General features: G+C 68.8%; 16 protein-coding genes. 9 read left to right on the top strand and 7 right to left on the bottom strand.

What is annotated here, in order from left to right:
- Nucleotides 1–179: 179 nt before the first annotated feature.
- Nucleotides 180–1259, bottom strand: a complete 1080-nt coding sequence (gene hisC, locus OKJ99_RS21085; RefSeq protein WP_326018561.1) for a histidinol-phosphate transaminase — start codon at nt 1257–1259, stop codon at nt 180–182.
- Between the two features lie 367 nt (nt 1260–1626).
- Here hisC and OKJ99_RS21080 point away from each other — a divergent pair, with 367 nt between their 5' ends.
- The 3 genes from OKJ99_RS21080 (at nt 1627) to OKJ99_RS21070 (ending at nt 5042) form a co-directional block, all read left to right on the top strand.
- Nucleotides 1627–2739 (top strand): LacI family DNA-binding transcriptional regulator, encoded by a 1113-nt coding sequence (locus tag OKJ99_RS21080; protein WP_326018559.1) that lies wholly within the window; start codon nt 1627–1629, stop codon nt 2737–2739.
- A 219-nt stretch (nt 2740–2958) separates the two neighbouring features.
- Nucleotides 2959–4035: a metallophosphoesterase gene (locus tag OKJ99_RS21075; protein ID WP_326018557.1), complete on the top strand. Its 1077-nt coding sequence runs from the start codon at nt 2959–2961 to the stop codon at nt 4033–4035.
- A 182-nt stretch (nt 4036–4217) separates the two neighbouring features.
- The gene (locus tag OKJ99_RS21070) at nt 4218–5042 is read left to right on the top strand and encodes a hypothetical protein (RefSeq protein WP_326018556.1); all 825 of its coding nucleotides are present in this window, start codon (nt 4218–4220) and stop codon (nt 5040–5042) included.
- Nucleotides 5043–5113: 71 nt separating this feature from the next.
- Here OKJ99_RS21070 and thiC read toward each other — a convergent pair whose 3' ends face one another.
- Nucleotides 5114–6889 (bottom strand): phosphomethylpyrimidine synthase ThiC, encoded by a 1776-nt coding sequence (gene thiC / locus OKJ99_RS21065; RefSeq protein WP_326018554.1) that lies wholly within the window; start codon nt 6887–6889, stop codon nt 5114–5116.
- 235 nt (nt 6890–7124) lie between these two features.
- Between thiC and OKJ99_RS21060 the strand changes: the two genes are divergently transcribed.
- The gene (locus OKJ99_RS21060; RefSeq protein WP_326018552.1) at nt 7125–8462 is read left to right on the top strand and encodes a YibE/F family protein; all 1338 of its coding nucleotides are present in this window, start codon (nt 7125–7127) and stop codon (nt 8460–8462) included.
- 115 nt (nt 8463–8577) lie between these two features.
- Here the strand turns inward: OKJ99_RS21060 and OKJ99_RS21055 are convergent, their stop codons facing one another.
- The 4 genes from OKJ99_RS21055 to OKJ99_RS21040 form a co-directional block, all read right to left on the bottom strand.
- Nucleotides 8578–9042 carry an SsgA family sporulation/cell division regulator gene (locus OKJ99_RS21055; protein WP_326018551.1) on the bottom strand — a complete coding sequence of 155 codons (465 nt, stop codon included), beginning with the start codon at nt 9040–9042 and terminating at the stop codon, nt 8578–8580.
- Between the two features lie 100 nt (nt 9043–9142).
- On the bottom strand, nt 9143–9919 hold the full coding sequence (locus OKJ99_RS21050; RefSeq protein WP_326018549.1) for an IclR family transcriptional regulator: 777 nt from the start codon (nt 9917–9919) through the stop codon (nt 9143–9145).
- Nucleotides 9920–10104: 185 nt separating this feature from the next.
- Nucleotides 10105–10320, bottom strand: a complete 216-nt coding sequence (locus tag OKJ99_RS21045) for a DUF5326 family protein (RefSeq protein ID WP_266718729.1) — start codon at nt 10318–10320, stop codon at nt 10105–10107.
- A 172-nt stretch (nt 10321–10492) separates the two neighbouring features.
- A complete protein-coding gene (locus OKJ99_RS21040) occupies nt 10493–10810 on the bottom strand; it encodes a cupin domain-containing protein (protein WP_326018612.1) in 318 nt (105 codons plus the stop codon).
- 46 nt (nt 10811–10856) lie between these two features.
- On the opposite strand from OKJ99_RS21040, the gene OKJ99_RS21035 reads away from it, so the two are divergent.
- The 5 genes from OKJ99_RS21035 (at nt 10857) to OKJ99_RS21015 (ending at nt 14635) form a co-directional block, all read left to right on the top strand.
- On the top strand, nt 10857–11237 hold the full coding sequence (locus OKJ99_RS21035; RefSeq protein ID WP_326018546.1) for a phage holin family protein: 381 nt from the start codon (nt 10857–10859) through the stop codon (nt 11235–11237).
- A gap of 12 nt (nt 11238–11249) precedes the next feature.
- A complete protein-coding gene (locus tag OKJ99_RS21030) occupies nt 11250–11744 on the top strand; it encodes a low molecular weight protein-tyrosine-phosphatase (protein WP_326018544.1) in 495 nt (164 codons plus the stop codon).
- Nucleotides 11741–12886 (top strand): cystathionine gamma-lyase, encoded by a 1146-nt coding sequence (locus OKJ99_RS21025; RefSeq protein ID WP_326018543.1) that lies wholly within the window; start codon nt 11741–11743, stop codon nt 12884–12886. Before OKJ99_RS21030 ends, OKJ99_RS21025 begins: the two co-directional genes overlap by 4 nt.
- Nucleotides 12887–13187: 301 nt before the next feature.
- Entirely contained in the window at nt 13188–14093 is a 906-nt protein-coding gene (locus OKJ99_RS21020; protein WP_326018542.1) for a LysR family transcriptional regulator, read from the top strand.
- Between the two features lie 59 nt (nt 14094–14152).
- Nucleotides 14153–14635, top strand: coding sequence for an NUDIX hydrolase (locus OKJ99_RS21015; RefSeq protein ID WP_326018541.1), 483 nt, complete (start codon nt 14153–14155; stop codon nt 14633–14635).
- A gap of 32 nt (nt 14636–14667) precedes the next feature.
- Here the strand turns inward: OKJ99_RS21015 and OKJ99_RS21010 are convergent, their stop codons facing one another.
- A complete protein-coding gene (locus OKJ99_RS21010) occupies nt 14668–16035 on the bottom strand; it encodes a globin domain-containing protein (protein ID WP_407700732.1) in 1368 nt (455 codons plus the stop codon).
- Nucleotides 16036–16501 lie beyond the last annotated feature (466 nt).

Here is a 16501-nt window from a genome sequence, read left to right as displayed (position 1 = left end):
GGTCACAGCGGCAGTTTGCCCCTTTAATCCCACAAATCTCGGGAGGAACCGAGACACGCTTGTGAACGCGTTCACATTCACAAGCATTATGTCGTACTGGCTTTCGGCATACGAGAGGGGGTCCCCCCTTACTTCGGGAGACCCCCTGTGGCTACGACGCACGGCCAACGCGCGGCGCCCTACAGCTCCTTGCGGAACTCCTCGGCCGTCCGCAGGAAGATGTCATTGGCCTCGGTCTCCGCGATCGTGGTGCGCACACCCTCCCCCGCGAACGGCCGGACGACCACGCCCGCCCGCTCACAGGCAGCCGCGAAGTCCAGCGTCTTCTCCCCCAGCCGCAGCCACACGAAGTTGGCCTGCGTCTCGGGCACCGTCCAGCCCTGCGCCCGCAGCCCCTCGACGACCCGCGCGCGCTCGGCCACCAATGAGCCGACCCGACCGAGCAGCTCGTCCTCGGCGCGCAGCGAGGCGACCGCCGCGTCCTGTGCGAGCTGGCTCACGCCGAAGGGGACCGCCGTCTTGCGCAGCGCCGCGGCGACCGGCTCGTGCGCGATGGCGAAGCCCACGCGCAGCCCCGCGAGCCCGTACGCCTTCGAGAAGGTCCGCAGCACCGCCACGTTCGGCCGGTCCCGGTAGATCTCGACGCCGTCCGGCACCTCGGTATCGCGGATGAACTCGCGGTACGCCTCATCGAGGACCACCAGGACATCGGAGGGCACCCGGTCGAGGAACCGTTCCAGCTCCGCCCGGCGGATGGCGTTGCCCGTGGGGTTGTTGGGGTTGCAGACGAAGATGAGGCGCGTGCGGTCGGTGATCGCGTCGATCATGGCGTCGAGGTCGTGGTCCTCGCTCGGCGTGAGCGGCACCTTCACCGACGTCGCGCCGCTGATCTGCGTGATGATCGGGTACGCCTCGAAGGACCGCCACGGGTAGATGACCTCATCGCCGGGCCCCGAGGTCGCCTGGAGCAGCTGCTGCGCGACACCGACCGAGCCGGTTCCCGTGGCCAGATGAGAGACGGGCACACCGAAACGGTCGGACAGCTCGTTCATCAGGCCGGTGCACGCCATGTCCGGGTAGCGGTTGAAGGTCCCGGCGGCGGCGATCGCCTGCTCCATCACTCCGGGCAACGGAGGATACGGATTCTCGTTGGAGGACAGCTTGTACGCCACCGGTCCTCCGGCAGCGGCCGGCTTGCCGGGCTTGTAGGCAGGGATCCCCGCCAGCTCCGCACGCAGCTTGGGGTTGATCTCGCTCACCGCAGTCCTCCTTGTGGGCACCGTTCCAATACTGCTCACCTTAAGAGGATTCGCCGCGCTCCCCAATGGCCCGGGTCCCGACCCCTCCCCAAGGCGTGCGGAGAGGGGGGAGCGCTCCTCTCCCTGGCGCGCGCCGGTAGCTCGCGCCGTGGCGCGCATCACCCGTGAAGGTGAGTTGAGACCTACTCGCAACATCGCCGACTTGGCAGGCCCATGCGCGACGACAAGCAAAGTGCCATAGTTCAACCCGCCAACTCCCTTTTATTTCAAGGTCGATGATGGGTAATCACCTTGCAGAAACGTGCCTGTCAACGCCTGCATATGCGCCCCCACCATGCAGCCGAATGAGCCCTACTATCGGCTCGCCATGACAGCAGCAGGGAAGCACCAGGTGAGCCGGGCAGAGACAACCCGCAGGGGCACCCGGCCGATCCGGGCAGGCATCAGAGACGTTGCCGCAGCCGCCGGGGTCTCGATCACGACTGTGTCCGACGCGCTCAACGGTAAGGGCCGGCTCCCGGACGCCACCCGACGCCACGTCCGCGAGGTCGCCGAACGGTTGGGCTATCGCCCCTCCGCGGCCGCTCGCACGCTCCGTACCGGGAAATCGGGCCTCATCGGCCTGACCGTGACGACGTACGGGGATGAACCTTTCACCTTCACAGAATTCGCGTACTTCGCCGAGATGGCCCGCGCCGCCACCTCGGCCGCGCTCGCCCGCGGGTACGCCCTCGTCATCCTGCCCGCCACCTCACGCCACGACGTGTGGTCGAACGTCGCACTCGACGGCACCGTCGTCATCGACCCCTCCGACCATGATCCGGTCGTCACCGAGCTGGTCCGCCAGGGCCTGCCTGTCGTCTCCGACGGACGTCCCGCGGGCACCCTGCCCGTGACCGCCTGGGTCGACAACGACCACGAGGCCGCCGTACTCGGCATCCTCGACCACCTCGCCGAGTCCGGCGCCCGCCGCATCGGCCTGCTGACCGGCACCACCACCGACACGTACACGCACCTCTCCACCTCGGCGTATCTGCGCTGGTGCGAGCGGATCGGACAGGAACCGGTCTACGAGTCGTACCCCGCGCACGACCCGTGCGCGGGCGCCGTCGCAGCCGACCGGCTGCTCGCCCGGCCCGACCGCCCGGACGCGGTCTACGGCCTCTTCGATCCCAACGGCACCGATCTGCTCGCCGCGGCGCGCCGCTACGGGCTGCGCGTCCCGGACGATCTGCTGCTCGTGTGCTGCAGCGAGTCGACCGTCTACTCGAACACGGAACCGCCCATCACCACCCTCTCGCTCAAACCGCGGCGGATCGGGACATCCGTCGTGCAGCTCCTCATCGACGCCATCGAAGGGGTCGAGTCCGACCAGCCGGTCGAGCAGGTGATGCCGACCGAACTCATCGTGCGGACCTCGTCCCAGCGGCGCCCGCACCGCACCACGGTCAGCCCTCCCCGCTCTCCGGGACAGGGCTGACCGCCCCGGCCCGCCCCCTCCACCGACTCCTCCGCAGAGAAAAGTCCACACCAATTCGGGAGAAATGCACGGCGATCAGCCGCCCGTCACCGATTCACCACCCCTGGTGCATCACACAGCGCGAGCCGCATTCCTATGATGGGCGCACGACACCGCGGGCCGCTGCGACCAGGCAGTCCGATACGGTGCACAGGCGGCGCAATGGTGGTGGAGGGGTCGATGACTCAGGGGGCCGGTCTGGGATCCGCAGCGGGCACGGGGACGCTGCGCGACTTCCGTGTTCCCGCGTACGTCCATGACGTACCGGCGAACGTGCAGCCGACGGACCCCGACGTCCCCGCGCCCGGCGCCGAGAGTCCCGAGGATCATCCCGAGGGTTACACGCCGACCGAGCGCGACCTGCCGGTCATCGACCCGGGCGACACCGTCCAGATCGAGGTGACGCAGCCCGCGCCCACGGGGGACGAGGGCCTCGGCCCGCTGTACGTCGTCGGCGATGTGCACGGCTACCTCGACGAGCTGCTCGCCGCGCTCCGCGAGCAGGGCCTGATCGACGCGGAGGGCGACTGGGCGGCGGGCACCGCGCGCCTGTGGTTCCTCGGCGACTTCACCGATCGCGGGCCCGACGGGATCGGCGTCATCGACCTCGTCATGCGGCTGTCCGCGGAGGCGGCGGCCGCGGGCGGCTACTGCAAGGCGCTCATGGGCAACCACGAGCTGCTGCTGCTCGGCGCGAAGCGGTTCGGCGACACGCCCGTGAACTCCGGAGCGGGCACCGCCACGTTCCAGGCGGCCTGGTTGCTCAACGGCGGGCAGAAGGCCGACATGGACCGCCTCCAGGACGTACATCTGCAGTGGATGTCCCGGCTCGACGCGATCGAGATCGAGGACGACCATCTGCTCACGCACTCGGACACCACCGCGTATCTCGACTACGGCGACTCCATCGAGGCCGTCAACGACACGGTGCGCGAGACGCTCACGCGCAATGACGCGGACGAGTGCTGGGACCTGTTCCGCAAGTTCACCAAGCGGTTCGCGTTCAAGGACGAGGAGTCGGGGCCCGGCGCCGTGCGACAGCTCCTCGACACCTATGGCGGCTCGCGCATCGTGCACGGCCACAGCCCGATCCCGTATCTGCTCGGCGAGGTCGGTGGCGAGGACGGGGACAGCGAGGACGGCAGGCCCCCCGTCGAGGGCCCGCATGTGTACGCGAACGGCCTGGCCATCGCCATGGACGGCGGCGTGACCATGGCTGGAAAGCTGCTCGTCCAGCAACTGCCCATGGATATCTGAGACTTCGCGGGGCAGGCGCGAAAGCGGAGGATCCGACCGGCCGCAGGGCCAATTTCCGGAAACCCCCTGTCACCGCGTGCCGTGACAGCTCTACCATCGGCTTATCCGTAGCAGGCTCCCCTCCGTTTCTGCCCGACGGCTCGCACCCATGCGGGCCACCAAGCCCTACGGAGCATCGGGGGATGCACATGAACAGCGCTCCGCATTTGCTGAACGAGGACCGTCCAGAGTTCGAGCGGCTCCTCGATGACGCGCTGCGTACCGCACCGAATCGGCCTGAACTCGCCGCCGTGGGCCAGCGGCTCAACCCCGAACAGCTGCGCACGATGGCGCTCGGCGCCGCCGCACTGATCAACACGGCGGCCGCCGACGAGTACCAGCGCTACGTCAAGGTCCGTGAGGAACTGCGCTCCACACCGCGGCTCCTGCGTCCGCTACGTGAAGGAGGCAACTCCAGCGGGGAGAGCAAGGGACCGGGCATCGCCGCGGTCGCCGTCGTGCTCGCCCCGGTCCTGGCCGGGACCGCAGCCATGATCTTCCTGATCGTCGGCTACGTCCTGAGCATGCTCAATCCGGTGCCGGGCTTCGCCAGGACCCTGCGCACCTTCGGCTGGGTCTTCGGCGCGATCACCGCGGCCAGCATTCTCGTCGCGGCGGTCTGCCTGCTGCTCGCGGCGTTGCGCAATGGGTCGACGTCGCTCCAGGCAAGCGCGCACGGCGAGGCGAGCGAGGAAGTGAAGCAGGCCAGGGAAGCCTGGCGCGTCGCGCTCCTGGACCGGGGCATCCTGCCGTTCCTGCGGGACGCCCTGGCGGACCCCTCGGCGGGCGGTGGCTCGCCCCTCGGGGGCCGCGGCGGCTCCGGCGGGCGCATGCCGCAACTCGGCTACAACAGGCCGGGGTTCAGCAGCCCCGACGGTGGCGGCACGGCCACGGGCCAGCGCGCCGGCTATTCGAGCCCGGACTTCTCCAGCCCTGACTTCGGCGGCCCGGACCACCAGCCGGACTGACCCTCCGGCGGCCCCCGGGCCGTGCCCGACGACAAGGCCCCTCGCACACGAGGGGCCTCACCGTCATGCCGTCAGTCGGCGATCGGCAGATACACGCGGTTGCCGGCCTGCGCGAACTCCTTGGACTTCTGCTCCATGCCCTCCTCGATCTCCGAGGAGGTGGTGCCGTGTTCGCGCCGGATGTCCTGCGAGATCTTCATCGAGCAGAACTTCGGCCCGCACATCGAGCAGAAGTGCGCCGTCTTCGCGGGCTCCGCCGGCAGCGTCTCGTCGTGGAACGCCCGCGCCGTGTCCGGATCGAGGGCCAGGTTGAACTGGTCCTCCCAGCGGAACTCGAAGCGGGCGTCGGAGAGCGCGTCGTCCCAGGCCTGCGCGTCCGGGTGCCCCTTGGCGAGGTCCGCCGCATGCGCCGCGATCTTGTACGTGATGACGCCGGTCTTCACGTCGTCGCGGTTGGGCAGGCCCAGGTGCTCCTTCGGCGTGACGTAGCAGAGCATCGCCGTGCCCCACCAGGCGATCATCGCGGCGCCGATCCCGGACGTGATGTGGTCGTACGCCGGGGCGACGTCGGTGGTCAGCGGGCCGAGCGTGTAGAACGGCGCCTCCTCGCAGATCTCCTGCTGAAGGTCGATGTTCTCCTTGATCTTGTGCATCGGGACGTGTCCCGGGCCCTCGATCATCGTCTGCACGTTGTGGCGCTTGGCGATGGAGTTCAGCTCGCCGAGCGTCCGCAGCTCCGCGAACTGTGCCTCGTCGTTGGCGTCCGCGATGGAACCGGGGCGCAGTCCGTCGCCGAGCGAGTACGTGACGTCGTACGCCGCGAGGATCTCGCAGAGCTCCTCGAAGTGCTCGTAGAGGAAGCTCTCCTTGTGGTGCGCGAGGCACCACGCGGCCATGATCGAGCCGCCGCGGGAGACGATGCCGGTCTTGCGGTCGGCGGTCAGCGGGACGAACGGGAGGCGGACGCCCGCGTGAACCGTCATGTAGTCCACGCCCTGCTCGGCCTGTTCGATGACCGTGTCCTTGTAGACCTCCCAGGTCAGGTCCTCGGCCTTGCCGTCGACCTTTTCGAGCGCCTGATAGAGCGGCACGGTGCCGATCGGGACGGGGGAGTTGCGCAGCAACCACTCGCGCGTGGTGTGGATGTTGCGACCGGTGGAGAGGTCCATGACCGTGTCGGCGCCCCACTTGGTCGCCCAGGTCATCTTGTCCACCTCCTCCTCGATGGAGCTCGTCACGGCCGAGTTGCCGATATTGGCGTTGACCTTCACCAGGAAACGCTTGCCGATGATCATCGGCTCGATCTCCGGGTGGTTGACGTTCGCGGGCAGCACGGCCCGGCCAGCCGCGATCTCCTCGCGCACGACCTCCGGCGCGACGTTCTCCCGGATCGCCACGTACTCCATCTCCGGGGTGATCTCACCCCGGCGCGCGTACGCGAGTTGGGTCACGGCCTGGCCGCCCCGGCCGCGCCGCGGCTGGCGCGGGCGGCCGGGGAAGACCGCGTCGAGGTTGCGCAGGCCGCCGCGCGGCGACGTGTGCTTGATGCCGTCGTCCTCGGGACGGGCGGGGCGTCCCGCGTACTCCTCGGTGTCGCCGCGGGCGATGATCCAGTTCTCTCGCAGCGGCGCGAGACCGCGGCGGACATCGGTGTCGACGGTCGGGTCGGTGTACGGACCTGAGGTGTCGTACAGCGTCACCGACTGCCCATTGGTGAGGTGCACTTGGCGGACCGGCACCTGGAGGTCGGGGCGCGAGCCCCTGATGTACCCCTTGTGCCAGCCGATGGACTGGCCGGCCTCCTCGGTCGAGCTGGAGGCAGGCGTGTGCGCGTCCGTTGTGGTCATGAGACCTACTCCCTACGCCGGCATTACCCGGTAACAGGTTCAGCGGTCGACGCAGCGATATTCGTCTCCTGGTCACGCAGTTCCACGCTGTTTCACGTGAAACGCGCTGGGACGAAGGTCAGCGCCCTCTCAGCCCGGTGCTCCGAGCTCCCGCGATGGCAAAAGCGCCTCCACGCTAACGTGACGCACGCCGCGTTGACCAGAGGGCCCCCTCCGTTCTTGCGATGATCTGGCGGTGACCACCAGCCAACAGCCCCCAGCTCCGCCGTCCCACCCGCCGCATGGGCACTCCCACAGCCACGGTCCGGCGGCACCTGTCTCGCGGCACCTGCGCAAAGTGATCGCGGCCGTCCTGATCCCGTTCTCGGTCGCGGTCGTCGTGGGTCTCGCAGTGCTCTGGCCGGGCGGCGCACCGCCGCACGAACGCAGCGGCGTCGGCTTCGACCGGCAGACACAGCAGGCCACGGTCACCCGGGTCGAGCAGGTCGACTGCTCCTCCGTGCACGCCCAGGGGCAGAGCCCGACCGGGGATCCCACGGCGCAGCAGGGCACCACAGGCGAGCAGAAGACCAGTGGCACCTGCGAGAACGCGACGATCCGGATCGACAGCGGCAAGGACAAAGGCCGTACGTTCACCGAGGTCGTCCAGCCGGATTCACCGCGGCAGTTGCACGAGGGCCAGAAGGTGATCGCCGCCTACGCGCCGGACGCACCGAAGGACCTGCAGTACTCGGTCACCGATGTGAACCGCAAGGTTCCGATGGTGCTGCTGGCCGGAATCTTCGCCCTGGCCGTGGTCGTGGTGGGCCGGATGCGCGGCGTCATGGCACTCGTCGCGCTCGCGATCAGCTTTATGGTGCTGACGTTCTTCATCCTGCCCGCGATTCTGCAGGGGTCGAACCCCCTGGTCGTCGCGGTGGTCGGGGCCAGCGCGATCATGTTGATCGCGCTCTACATGTGTCACGGCCTGACGGCCAGAACCTCTGTCGCCGTGCTCGGCACCCTCGTCTCTCTGCTGCTGATCGGCCTGTTGGGCTCGCTGTTCATCGGCTGGGCGGCCCTGACGGGCAACACCGACGACAACACGGGTCTTATCCACGGCCTGTACCCGGACATCGACATGAGCGGTCTGCTGCTCGCCGGCGTCATCATCGGCTCGCTCGGTGTGCTCGACGACGTGACGGTCACGCAGACCTCTGCCGTGTGGGAGCTGCACGAGGCGAACCCGACGCTGGGCCGGCGCGCCCTGTACCGGGCGGCGATCCGCATCGGCCGCGACCACATCGCGTCCGTCGTCAACACGCTCGTCCTGGCTTACGCGGGTGCCGCGCTGCCGCTGCTGCTGCTCTTCTCGATCGCGCAGAGCAGCGTCGCCGACGTGGCCAACAGCGAGCTGGTGGCCGAGGAGATCGTGCGTACGCTGGTCGGCTCGATCGGCCTCGTCGCCTCGGTGCCGGTGACCACCGCACTGGCCGCACTCGTGGTCTCCGCCGACCGCCCGGAGACCCGGGAGCCCGCGAAGGCCGCTCCCGTGCCTGGACGCGGTGGCGGAGGCCGGCGGCGTAAACGCTGAAAGGCGCGGAACTGCTCGGGTGCACCGCGCTGCTGAAGCGTTACGTCTGGTCCGGTGTCGTACAAACCATCTGGTGTCGCGTGAGCCGTCTGCTGCCGTACGAGCCGATGGGGAGTCAGCCCGCGCTCTGTTCCTCGGCGAGGATCCGGTCGAGAGCCTCGTCGAGGTCGGACTCGAAGTCCGCGCCTGTCTCCTCCTGGCCCAGTGGGACGAGCTTGTCCGTCCGGTCCAGGAACGCGATGAGCGGTGCGACCCCGGCTCGGAACAGGGCCTGGTCCGCCCCGACCTGGAGCCTGATGTGCACCTCTCCCGGCATCTCGCCGACAGCGCCGCCCACTCGCTCCACCGGTGTGACCTGTACATCTCCTTCGCCACTGGCCCCGTTGACCCCGTCGACGAGGAGCTCCCGGCCGAACGCCCAGGTCACGGGCGCGTCTCCGGGCAGATGGAAGGTCAGCCGCACGGCGTACGGATCGGTGGACTCGTACCGGAGCTCCACCGGAATGCGGAACGAGAGCTCCTCGGAGACGAGGAAGCTCATCATGACCTCTGCTTGAACTGCTTGTACCGACTCGCGCATCGCCTACCCCGTCAACTTGCCGTCGATTGGCCAGGAATTATCTCCCTGACACTGCTGGCATCTTGCTCAACGTACACACAGGATCACAAGGAGTGAGTTTTCAAATGCTGATAGAGAAGGCGAGTGTTCCTACCAGCCTGCCGATCTCGTGCTGCAGCTGACGGGCTGTGGGCAGCAGTTTCTCCGCCTGATGGGAAGGGAGAGAAATGGCCAAAGTTGCCGCGGTCGACCCGATCGTCAACGGAAACGCGGCACAGGCCGTTCCCAGCGCGTACTCCTGACGCTCGACGATCGGTTCCATGCGGCCCACCCGGCTCAGCTTCCGTAGCAGCGCGCGATCGTCCCGGACCGAGTACGGGGTGATGGACTGCGCGGGATAGCGGTCGAGGTGGTCCATGCGGGCCTCCTCGTCGAGCTGGGAGAGCAGGCACTGGCCGATGGCGTGGGCATGGCCGGTCTCCCGGAAGTCGGCCCACTCCTCGACGGCCGGATTGGCCGGGGTGTCGGCGACGGCGACGAGCTCGATCTCGCCGTCTCGGTAGACCGCGAAATAGACCGGGACACCGATGGTGTCGCGCCAGTGCCGCAGCGCATCGGTGATCATGCTGCGACGATTCTGCTGTGCTCCGCTGCTGCTCAGACGCTCGGCGGCGTCACCGAAAACGAAGACGCCGTTCTCCCGGCGGAGATATCCCTCATGAGCCAGCGTGCGCAGCAGGTGGTACGCGGTGGGAAGGGCAAGGCCGGCTTCCCGCGCGAGTTGCTTGGCCGGCGCCCCGTCGTCATGGGAAGCGACCGCCTCGAGCAGTCGCATGGCCCGCTGTACGGAGCCGATGAGTGTCTGCGGGGCGGCGGGTGCGGTATCGACCGTGGCCAAGGTTCACTCCCGATGCGCGTGGGGAACCCCCGCGTGTTCGAGGCTCGCAGGGGGCTAAAGCCATCGAATTCCGGACTCTAACCCTTGGCCACCGATTGGCGCCTGCCGCGCAAGGAAACTTCCCCCGGTCGTGCGAAAGGTCGCGCAACGCAACGACCGGGACCCGCACACAAGTGCGTGCGGCTTCACCAATCGCGGCTCCGTGATGACGAGCCGACCATGAACTTCCGCACGACGTAGATGAGTCCACCCACCAGAGCGGCGAACACGAGCACCTTGAACAGCAGGCCGATCACAAAGCCGACGACGCTGGCGATCAGACCGCCGAACACGACGATGGCGATGACCGGCACCGCGACCCACTTCACCCACCACGGCATGTCCGCGAATATCTCTCGCACTGCCATCGCTCCTTCGTTGTCTCTTCGATGCTCTGCTTCGAGCTTCTGCTTCGATGCTTCTGACTAAATGCTGGCACGTCGAAGGCCCGTGCGGGGCCTTCCGATCCCTTGTCCTCCCCTGACCCGCCCCCTAGGGAACCCCGAGGTGGGGCCCGTCCGCGGGGCCGACCCGTCAGCCCTCCGGAGGCGAGAAGACGACCAGGACACGCAGGTCCTCACTGATGTGGTGGAACTTGTGCGCGACACCAGCCGGCACGTACACCACACTGCCCCGGGCCACCTGAGTGGTTTCCATGCCGACCGTGATCGAACCGCGGCCGCTGACCACCAGGTAGACCTCGTCCTGGTGGTGCGGCTGCTGCGGGTCCTGCGTACCCGCGTCGAGCGCGTACAGCCCGACCGACATATTGCGCTCCCGCAGGAACTGCAGATACGCCCCGTCGTTGGCGGCTCTCTCCGCCTCGAGCTCATCCAACCGGAACGCCTTCATCGCCTCTCCACCCCTGTCACCAGTCATGTCTGCAACGATCAGACACATGAAGAATTTCCTCGTCAAGACGCTCGCCAACGCGGGAGCCCTGGCCGTCGCCGTCTGGGTGCTCGACAAGATCACCCTCACCGGCGACAGCACCGGCAAGAAGATCGGCACGCTGATCCTCGTCGCCCTCATCTTCGGCCTGGTCAACGTGATCGTGAAGCCGATCGTGAAACTCCTGACCCTCCCGCTGTTCATCCTCACGCTCGGCCTGATCACGCTGATCGTGAACGCCCTGATGCTGCTGCTGACCTCGTGGCTGGCCGACCAGGTGGACCTGAGCTTCCACGTCGACGGCCTGTGGACCGCGATCCTCGGTGGCCTGATCGTGTCGATCGTCTCCTGGGCGCTGAACGTCGTACTGCCCGACGGCAAGGACTGAGAGCGGCCGAGAATGACCTACCGCGTCTGTTTCGTCTGCACCGGCAACATCTGCCGCTCGCCCATGGCCGAGCACGTCTTCCGCGCCCGCGTCGAGGAGGCGGGGCTCGACGGCCTCGTCGAGGTCGACAGCGCGGGCACGGACGGCTGGCACGAGGGCGACGGCGCCGACCCGCGCACCGTCCGCGTCCTCACCGAGAACGGCTACACCTCCGAGCACACGGCCCGCCGGTTCCACCGCGACTGGTTCGCCCGCCTCGATCTGGTCGTCGCGCTCGACCACGGCCATCTGCGCACCCTGCGCCGCCTGGCGTCGACGCCCGAGGACGCCGAGAAGGTGCGCCTGCTGCGTTCCTACGACGCCGGGGCCGCTGCCTCGGACCTGGAGGTCCCCGATCCGTACTACGGCGATCTGGGCGGCTTCGAGGAGTGCCTGAAGCTGGTCGAGGCGGCCTCCGACGGCCTTCTCGTATCCGTGCGCGAAGCAGTGGGAGGACAGGTCGCATGACGGAGCCCTCGACACAGGAACCGGGAGACGGCACGCGGGCGGTCCGGGCGGGTCTGCCCGACCCGGTCAAGAACGAACCGACCCTGCCAGGGCCGGTGTTCGCCGCACACTTCCATCTGCCCGGCGATGTGTCGGGGCCCTATGCGTACGGCCGCGACGAGAATCCGACGTGGACACATCTCGAGCGTGCCATCAGCGAGTTGGAGGCTCCGGGGAGCTCCGGCGTGGAGACGCTGGCCTTCGCCTCCGGCATGGCCGCGATCTCCGCGGTCCTCTTCTCGCAGCTTCGCGCGGGCGACGTGGTGGTCCTGCCGGCCGATGGCTACCAGGTCTTCCCGCTCGTTCGCGAGCAGCTCACGGCGTACGGGATCGAGGTGCGCACCGCGCCGACCGGCGGTGACGCGCAGCTCGACGTGCTCGACGGGGCGCGCCTGCTGTGGCTGGAGACGCCGTCCAACCCCGGCCTCGACGTCTGCGACATCCGGCGCCTCGCCGACGCGGCCCACGCGCGCGGGGCGCTCGTCGCCGTGGACAACACGCTCGCGACGCCGCTCGGGCAGCGCCCGCTGGAGCTCGGCGCGGACTTCGCGGTGGCCAGCGGCACAAAGCAGCTCACGGGCCACGGCGACGTCCTGCTCGGCTACGTCGCGTGCGCCGACGCCGAGTTGATCGCCTCGGTGAAGCGCTGGCGCAAGATCGTCGGGGCGATTCCGGGTCCGATGGAGGCCTGGCTCGCACACCGGTCACTCGCCACGCTCGAGCTGCGCGCCGAGCGGCAGAGCGCCAACGCGCTGGCCGTGGCGCGCGCCCTGCTGGCGCGCGCGGGTGTCTCCGGGGTGCGCCATCCTGGGCTGCCCGACGATCCGTCCCATGGCGTCGCCGCAGGTCAGATGCGTCGGTTCGGATGCGTGGTCGCCTTCGAGCTGCCCTCGCGCGCACAGGCCGAGCGGTTCCTCGACGCCCTGACCCTGGTGGACGACGCGACGAGCTTCGGCGGCGTACGGTCCACCGCCGAGCGACGCGGGCGCTGGGGCGGGGACGCCGTCGCCGAGGGCTTCATCCGCTTCTCAGCGGGCGCCGAGAACACCGAGGACCTGGTGGCGGACGTGCTTCGGGCGCTGGACGAGGCCCGCGACCTGTGATGTTGCCTGGCTGCTAGGGCCCTTCTGACGGGTCAGGCTGGATGCCGACGGCCGCCATGTGCGCACCAGGCCCCGCGACTCCAGCAAGATCCGTCAGAAGGGCCCTAGTACCGCGCTACGCACAACGGACGGTCCGAGCCTCCCCCCTCGTGGCTCGGACCGTCCCGGTTCCCGTGCGCGAAGAACCGCGCGAACAAGGCTAGTTGACTCTGTGTCAGTGTCCAATCACCGTAGCGACAGAGACCTATCGACTTATTTATAGTTGAGCGCGGCGGGGGTTTGGGGAGGGAGGCGTGCCGCGATGGATCTCGCGTTGCTGCGCACCTTTGTGACGGTGCATCGCGCCGGTTCGTTCACCCGCGCCGCCGCGCTGCTCGGCCTGTCCCAGCCGGCGGTCACCTCCCAGATCCGCACGCTGGAACGGCAGCTGGGAAGCCCCCTCTTCCTGCGCCAGGCGCGCGGTGTGACGGCCACGACGATCGGCGACGAACTGGCCCACAAGGCGGCTCCGCATCTCGACGCCCTCGTGGAGATCGCCGAGGCCGGGCTCGACGAGGAGTCCGCCATGCGCACCCTGCATCTGGCGGGGCCTCCGGAGTTCGCCGCGGAGCGCGCCCTCCCCGCGCTGACGGCCCTGACCCGGGACGACGGACAGAGCATCGCGTTGCGGGCGAGCTTCGGCACGGCCGAGGAAACCCTGGAGGGGCTCGCTGCGGGACATCACGATCTGGCCATCGCGACGGTCCGTCCGCGCGGTGCCCTACTCACGGCGACTCCGCTCTGCGACGAAGAGCACGTGCTGGCCGCCGCCCCGCGCTTGGCCGCCCGGATCGGCCGCGGCATGCTGCACCGTGACGCGGCGCCGTCCCTGGAGAAGTTCCCTGTGGTCGAGGTGCACGAGTCGTTGCCCCTGGTCAGCCGCTACTGGGCCGCCGTCTTCGACTCCCGGCCCGCTGTTTCCGCCACGGTCGTCGTGCCCGATCTGCGCGCGGTCCTCGCCTGTGTGATCGCGGGAGCCGGCCTCGCCGTTCTGCCGCGCTATCTGTGCGAGGAGAGCCTGGAGCGCGGGGAGATCGTCGCCCTGCTCGACCCACCCGTGCCACCGCTGCGTACGTATTTCCTGGTGGTGCGCACCGGCACACTCGCCATGCCGCACATCGCGCGGGCGCACGAGTGGCTGCTGCGTGCTGCCGTCGACTGGTCGTGATCGGGGCGCCGAGCGATGCGGGATGTTTCACGTGGAACCAGCCGGGCCACATTTCTCCCATGACCGTCCGACCCGTGGTCAAGCGCACCGCACGCGCCGTCCTGCTGGATGGCGACGACCTGATCCTGATCAAGCGGACCAAGCCCGGCGTCGATCCGTACTGGGTGACTCCCGGTGGCGGGGTCGAGCCGGAGGACATGACCGTCGTGGACGCCCTCCATCGCGAGGTGCACGAGGAACTCGGCGCCAAGATCGTCGATGTGGTGCCCTGCTTCGTGGACACCGTCGAGCACATCGGCGAGGACGGCGGCGCGACCGGCGTGAAGGTCCAGCACTTCTTCGTCTGTCGGCTGGAGTCGATGGACACCGACGAGCGGCACGGGCCCGAGATCGAGGACCCGTGCGGCGGCTACGAGATCGTCCGGGTCCCGTTCACCCGCGTCGGCATCGCCTCGGTCCATCTGGTGCCGCTCTCGCTGCGTCACTACCTGGACGGCAACATCGAGGGCGTGCGGGCGATGCACGCGCCCGATCTGGGCTGACGCTTCGCGGCAACGGGTTTGGCCGCGGGGACTCAGTCCGCCGCCGCCACCAGGTCCTCGACCGAGTCGTGCCGGATGCGGCTGCCGGGGATGCCGATGCGCCGCAGGGTGTCGATGCTGCTGCGGATCATGCCGGGCGGGCCGGAGAGATACGCGTCGTACTCGTTCCAGGGGCCGTACTCCCGCACCGCGTCCGGCAGCTGGAGGTGGGCCTGCTGGTCCACGATGGGCCGCACCGAGAGCCACGCGTGGCTCTGCGAGAGGCGCAGCATCGTGTCGATGTCGTACAGATCGTGATTGGTACGGGCGCCGTAGAACACCTCGACCGAGCGCCGGTCCCCGTGCTCGGCCACGTCCTCGACGAGCGCCTTGATGGGCGCGATGCCGGTGCCGCCGCCGAGGCAGAGCAGCCCGCTGTCGGTGGTGTGGTCGACGGTCATGGAGCCGGCGGGCGGGCCGAGGCGCAGCACATCACCGGGGCGGGCCCGGTGCACCAGGGCGTTGGAGACCCAGCCCGCTGGGACGGCCTTCACGTGGAACGAGAGCAGCCCGTCCGAGCGGGGCGCGGACGCGAACGAGTAGTGCCGCCAGATCCGCGGCCACCAGGGCGTCTCCAGCGTCGTGTACTGCCCGGCCAGGAACGGGTAGGGCTGATCGGGCCGCACGGTCACCACGGCGACGTCGGGGGTGCGCAGGTCGTGCGAGACGACCTCGGCCATCCACCAGGCCGGCGCCCTCAGCTCGTCCTCGGCCGCCGCGTCGATCATGACCTGGGAGATCGTCGTGTACGTGCGGACCCAGGCGGCCTCGGTCTCCGCGTTCCACGTGGTCGTGGCGTACTGGGTGAGTGCGGCGATCAGACACTCGCCGACGGCCGGGTAGTGGTCCGCCTGCGTGCCGTACTTGCGGTGACCGCGGCCCAGGTTCTTCAGGTACGCCACCAGGACGTCCTTGTTGTCGACGTGCTCAGCGGCGGTCAGCAGCGCCTTGAGGAGCCGGTCGCGCTGGGTGTCCATCGCCGCGGGGAAGAGCGGGCGCAGTTCCGGGTGGCGCACGAAGAGCAGCGCGTAGAAGTACGAGGTGACCCTGTCCGCGACGGGACCGATCTCTTCCATCGTGCGGCGGACGAGGATCGCGTCGGGGGAGGCATGCGTGGGAGCGGGGCGCGCGGAGGCGGCCATGGGGCCGGGCGTCTCGGCGGCCCGCGGCGGGGCGGGCTGCTGCGCCTGCTGGGCGGCCGGCGCCTGACGCGGCTCCGGTATTCGGTGCTCCTCCTGCGTCGCCTCCTCGCCGGAACCGGTGGTGGGCGGTTGCGGTGCCGGGCCTGTGTGCGGCGTGAACCAGCCACCCCCACCGTCCGAACCGGAATCGGCCGACGGCGTAGTGGTCGGAGCGTCCATGCTGTGCCTCGCCTCGAACATATTTCGGTCGGTCAACGTACTCCCGAGCTGTTCCGCGCCCGGAAACTGTGGGCTTTCCCCCGCGTGCCTCGACAACAATGCAGTCCACATTGAACACTGCATTCCGGGCGGCTACTGACAAGTAAGGTAAGAGTGTGACATTGTCCGCAGTCCTCTCACCGCAGCATGCCACCCGGTGTCATTGCCCAGAACGCAAAGCGGAAAGTGCAGGTCTTCGATCTCTCCGTCCCGTTAGGCTGCTTGGGCCTGCGCGCACCACGGGCTTCCCCTCGGCCCCCTTCGGCCACCCGGTGCGATCCCGACCCGACGATACCGGCCGCCGCGAAGTCGACAACCCCCTACCGACATAACTGCGGATTAAGCGAACCTCGGCCACTTCGTAAATTCCTCAATTACCGGTCTCGGCACGCTAATTCGCGTGCCCGCGCCATCGAACGCGGGCGAG

Origin of the sequence: Streptomyces endophyticus (genome assembly GCF_035798155.1) — a bacterium.
Taxonomy (GTDB): Bacteria; Actinomycetota; Actinomycetes; order Streptomycetales; family Streptomycetaceae; genus Streptomyces; species Streptomyces endophyticus.
This window is presented reverse-complemented; position numbering and strand designations above follow the sequence as displayed.

Coding starts and splice junctions, on each gene's coding strand:
- OKJ99_RS21080 (WP_326018559.1), top strand. CDS start 1,627: ATGACAGCAGCAGGGAAGCACCAGGTGAGCCGGGCAGAGACAACCCGC.
- OKJ99_RS21075 (WP_326018557.1), top strand. CDS start 2,959: ATGACTCAGGGGGCCGGTCTGGGATCCGCAGCGGGCACGGGGACGCTG.
- OKJ99_RS21070 (WP_326018556.1), top strand. CDS start 4,218: ATGCACATGAACAGCGCTCCGCATTTGCTGAACGAGGACCGTCCAGAG.
- thiC (WP_326018554.1), bottom strand. CDS start 6,889: ATGACCACAACGGACGCGCACACGCCTGCCTCCAGCTCGACCGAGGAG.
- OKJ99_RS21055 (WP_326018551.1), bottom strand. CDS start 9,042: ATGCGCGAGTCGGTACAAGCAGTTCAAGCAGAGGTCATGATGAGCTTC.
- OKJ99_RS21040 (WP_326018612.1), bottom strand. CDS start 10,810: ATGAAGGCGTTCCGGTTGGATGAGCTCGAGGCGGAGAGAGCCGCCAAC.
- OKJ99_RS21035 (WP_326018546.1), top strand. CDS start 10,857: ATGAAGAATTTCCTCGTCAAGACGCTCGCCAACGCGGGAGCCCTGGCC.
- OKJ99_RS21030 (WP_326018544.1), top strand. CDS start 11,250: ATGACCTACCGCGTCTGTTTCGTCTGCACCGGCAACATCTGCCGCTCG.
- OKJ99_RS21025 (WP_326018543.1), top strand. CDS start 11,741: ATGACGGAGCCCTCGACACAGGAACCGGGAGACGGCACGCGGGCGGTC.
- OKJ99_RS21020 (WP_326018542.1), top strand. CDS start 13,188: ATGGATCTCGCGTTGCTGCGCACCTTTGTGACGGTGCATCGCGCCGGT.
- OKJ99_RS21015 (WP_326018541.1), top strand. CDS start 14,153: ATGACCGTCCGACCCGTGGTCAAGCGCACCGCACGCGCCGTCCTGCTG.
- OKJ99_RS21010 (WP_407700732.1), bottom strand. CDS start 16,035: ATGGACGCTCCGACCACTACGCCGTCGGCCGATTCCGGTTCGGACGGT.